Source organism: Nitratidesulfovibrio oxamicus, assembly GCF_015731765.1.
Lineage (GTDB): Bacteria > Desulfobacterota > Desulfovibrionia > Desulfovibrionales > Desulfovibrionaceae > Cupidesulfovibrio > Cupidesulfovibrio oxamicus.
Map to the genome: position 1 here is coordinate 1 of NZ_VRYY01000261.1, position 3641 is coordinate 3641.

At 66.6% G+C, this 3641-nt stretch carries 4 protein-coding genes; all 4 read right to left on the minus strand.

Annotation, left to right across the window (positions count from 1 at the left end):
• Nucleotides 1–108: 108 nt before the first annotated feature.
• Complete coding sequence (locus tag FVW20_RS09805) at nucleotides 109–837, minus strand: amino acid ABC transporter ATP-binding protein (protein ID WP_307831470.1); 729 nt, start codon at nucleotides 835–837, stop codon at nucleotides 109–111.
• A gap of 549 nt (nucleotides 838–1386) precedes the next feature.
• A complete protein-coding gene (locus FVW20_RS09810) occupies nucleotides 1387–1755 on the minus strand; it encodes a hypothetical protein (protein ID WP_196609283.1) in 369 nt (122 codons plus the stop codon).
• A 263-nt stretch (nucleotides 1756–2018) separates the two neighbouring features.
• Nucleotides 2019–3227, minus strand: coding sequence for an aspartate aminotransferase family protein (locus FVW20_RS09815; RefSeq protein WP_196609284.1), 1209 nt, complete (start codon nucleotides 3225–3227; stop codon nucleotides 2019–2021).
• A 95-nt stretch (nucleotides 3228–3322) separates the two neighbouring features.
• Nucleotides 3323–3641 (minus strand): dUTP diphosphatase (dut, locus tag FVW20_RS09820; RefSeq protein ID WP_196609285.1); only part of this gene is annotated, 319 nt, incomplete at its 5' end.

Sequence of the window (3641 nt, forward strand, 5' to 3'; positions counted from 1 at the left end):
AACCCGGCGTGCCGCCACGCGGCGGCCGGGGGTATCGCGTGTCGTGCCCGAGGCGCAGGCGCGCCGCCCGGCTGTGGGCCTGCCGACGGCGCGCGTCGGCAGGAAGCGCTACAGAATTTCCCGCAAGAAGGCCTGGGTACGCTCGTGCCTGGGATTGGAAAAGAAGACGTCCGGCGGGGCCTCTTCGATCACCTTGCCCCCGTCCATGAAGACGACCCTGTCCGCCACCTCGCGCGCGAAGCCCATTTCGTGGGTCACGCAGAGCATGGTCATGCCCGCGCGGGCCAGGTCCTTCATGGCGTTGAGCACTTCGTTGATCATTTCGGGGTCGAGCGCGCTGGTGGGCTCGTCGAACAGCATGACCTTGGGCTGCATGGCCAGGGCGCGGGCAATGGCCACGCGCTGCTGCTGGCCGCCGGAAAGCTCGACGGGATACTTGCGGGCCTGGTCGTGGATGCCCACGCGCTCCAGCAGTTCCATGGCGATGGATTCCGCCTTGGCCTTGGGCATCTTGCGCACCTTGGTGGGCGCAAGGGTCACGTTGTGCAGCACGGAAAGATGAGGGTACAGGTTGAACTGCTGGAAGACGATGCCCACCTCGGTGCGCAGTTCGTTCACGTCCACGCCCTTGTCGTGGATGCTCTTGCCTTCGAGCAGGATCTGCCCCTTCTGGATGGGCTCCAGGCGGTTCAGGCACCGGATGAAGGAACTCTTGCCGGAGCCGGAGGGGCCACAGATGACCAGCACCTCGCCCTTCTCCACCTTTTGGGTGATGCCCTTGAGCACGTGGAATTCGCCGTACCACTTGTGCACGTCGTGGAATTCGATCATCGCCATGCGCGACCGTCCGTATGCTGTACCGGCAGTGGCGCGGGCCGCCGCCGTCTTTTTACCATATTGTCAGGAAAGCGCCCCGCGATGCAGGACACTGCACCACCCCGGGCAGAACCCCGGACGGCGCGCTGGCCCCTTGCGCGGCGCGACACTGTACGGACAGAAAACCACCGCCCGGTACAATTGGTTGCTGCGCCGCGAAAGCCATACTACCGACACGGGAAAGCCCCCGCATCGCTCGCAGGAAGTGCCACACGTTTCTACAGGCGTGTTGCGGTGTTGTAGCGGACGGCTTGGAGCGCTGTCAAGCGAAATCATTGACAAAAACGTAAATAGCCTATCCCGGCGGGGTATTGCGGGAACAAAGCCCCGCTTCGTTATCCCACCAGTGCCGCGTCGTCCGCCATGCCTGTCCGGCGCGGACGCCCGCTGCCCTGCCCGGTTGCAACGCATTGCGGCAGAAGGGAAACGTGAAACGGCGCCCCCCCGTGCGGGCGGACGCCGTGCATCAACCTGTCAGCCCCTGCCTGGCCGCTCCGCACTGGGCTGCCATCAGGCGTACATGTCCACCAGGGCGCCCGCGCCGGAATAGGCCGCCCCCAGCACCGACTTCTGGAAATCGTAATCGGCGCTCATGGAGCCGGACCAGCCCTTGGAGCCGGTTCCGCCCGTGCTGCCCATGCCCGGCGCATTCATGTAGTCCAGGGTCTTGCCCACCACGGCGGCGCCGAAGGTCTGCTTGTCCCAGGGAGCCGCCTGCAACGGCGAAGACGCCACGCCGTTCATGGTGTCCAGCGTCTTGCTCACCACCGCCGCGCCAAAGGTCTGGCTGTCCCATGCACCGGAACTGCCGAAGCTGCCGGAACTGCCACAGTTGCCAAAGCCGCCAAAACTGGTTGACGATATGCCGAGGTCGCTCATGCCCCTCCCCTCCTGCGCGCTGGCCGGGCATCCGTGCCGTACGGCGGGCGCGCCATGCATGTGCCGCGCGGCCACGTCCCGCCGCGCGGTTTTCCCATGTTCATTGCATACAGTAAGTCCGGCAACCGGGCCACGCCATTATTTTGCCGGGCTTCAAGCGCCATGCGAAACGCCCCGCCGGGCGGTCCGGAAGACCAGCCGACGGGGCGTCGTGCATCATGCGGAAGGGGGCTTCCCCGTGCGGCGCGTCAGGCAGGCATATGCTATGCCGAGGTGCGCGCGGACAGGATATCCTCCAGCGCGTCGGCAAAGGCATCAAGGTCGGCGCGGGGTATGGTCAGGGCAGGCAGCAGGCGCAGCACGCAATCCTGGGTCAGGTTGCAGATGAAGCCCCTGTCGATGAGCGCCTGCCAGACCTCCTTGCCGGGGAAGGCCAGCACCACGCCGATCATCAGGCCAAGTCCGCGCACGTGGTCGATGGTGCCGGGCAGCCTTTCGCCCATGGCACGGAATCGGGCCATGATGCGTTCGCCTTCCGTGGCGGCGCGCCCGGCAAGGTCATCGCGCAGCATGATTTCCACGGTCTTGGACGCCACGGCGGAAACCAGCGCCCCCGCCCCGAAGGTGGTGGCATGGCTGCCCGCCACGAAGCCACGCGCCACCTCGTCGGTGGTCATCATGGCGCCCATGGGCAGACCGTTGGCCAGGGCCTTGGCGCAACTGACGATGTCCGGCGTGAGACCGTAATTCTGGAAGGACCAGAACCGCCCGGTGCGGCACATGCCCGCCTGGATTTCATCGGTCATGAACAGCACGCCCTTCTCGCGGCACAGGGCCTGCACTGCCCGGGCATAGTCGGGGGCCAGCGGGCACACGCCGCCTTCGCCCTGCACGACTTCCACCAGCACGCCCGCGGTCCGCGGGCCGATGGCGGCGCGCAGGGCCTCGATGTCGCCCGAAGGCACCTGCAGGAACCCATCCGGCATGGGGTGGAAGCCGTCCTGGAACTTGGCCTGCCCGGTGGCGGCCACCGTGGCCAGGGTGCGCCCGTGGAAGGCGCCGGTCAGGGTGATGATCTCGTAGGCCTCGCGCCCCTGCACGCGCTGCATGTAGCGCCGGGCCAGCTTGATGGCCGCCTCGTTGGCTTCCGCGCCGGAATTGCAGAAGAACGCCTTGGTGCAGTGACTGGTGGACAGCAGCCTTTCGGCCAGGTCCAGTTGTTCTTCCTGATAGAAAAGATTGCTGACGTGCACCAGCTTGCGGGCCTGGGCGGCGGCCACCTCGGCCAGTTCCTCGTGGCAGTGCCCCAGCGAGGTCACGGCGATGCCGGACAGCAGGTCCACGTATTCGCGCCCGTCAACGTCCCACAGGCGCGCCCCATGGCCCCGCACGACGGAAATGGGATACCGACCGTAGGTGCGGCACAACAGGGATTCCTCGCGCGCTTTCAGCGCTTCGAACCGTTCGCTCATGGCGTGTCTCCGGAGAATGATGGAAGTATTCGGATGCGGCGGTGCACGGTGGGGCTGCCCACGTCTTTATAACTGTTTCCGATCGGAAACAGTCTTCACAGGGCGCCGGTATGCCCGAACCCGCCCGCGCCGCGCGCCGTCTCGCCAAGGGCGTCCGCCTCTTCGACGAGGGCATGGAAATACGGCTGGAACACTAGCTGCGCGATGCGCTCGCCACGGCGAATTCGTCGTTCCTCGCCAGAGGTGTTCAGCAGCGAGACCACGATCTCGCCGCGATAGTCGGGGTCGATGACACCGACCCCCTGGCTGACGGTAAGGCCCATGCGCGTCCCAAGCCCGCTGCGCGAGTACACGAACCCCGCCGCGCCGGGCGCCAGCGGCTCCACGGCCACCCCGGCGGGGATGGCCAGCCGC

Bases quoted from the DNA above. Each gene is read 5' to 3' on its own strand.
- FVW20_RS09805 (WP_307831470.1), bottom strand. From the start codon at position 837: ATGGCGATGATCGAATTCCACGACGTGCACAAGTGGTACGGCGAATTC.
- FVW20_RS09810 (WP_196609283.1), bottom strand. From the start codon at position 1,755: ATGAGCGACCTCGGCATATCGTCAACCAGTTTTGGCGGCTTTGGCAAC.
- FVW20_RS09815 (WP_196609284.1), bottom strand. From the start codon at position 3,227: ATGAGCGAACGGTTCGAAGCGCTGAAAGCGCGCGAGGAATCCCTGTTG.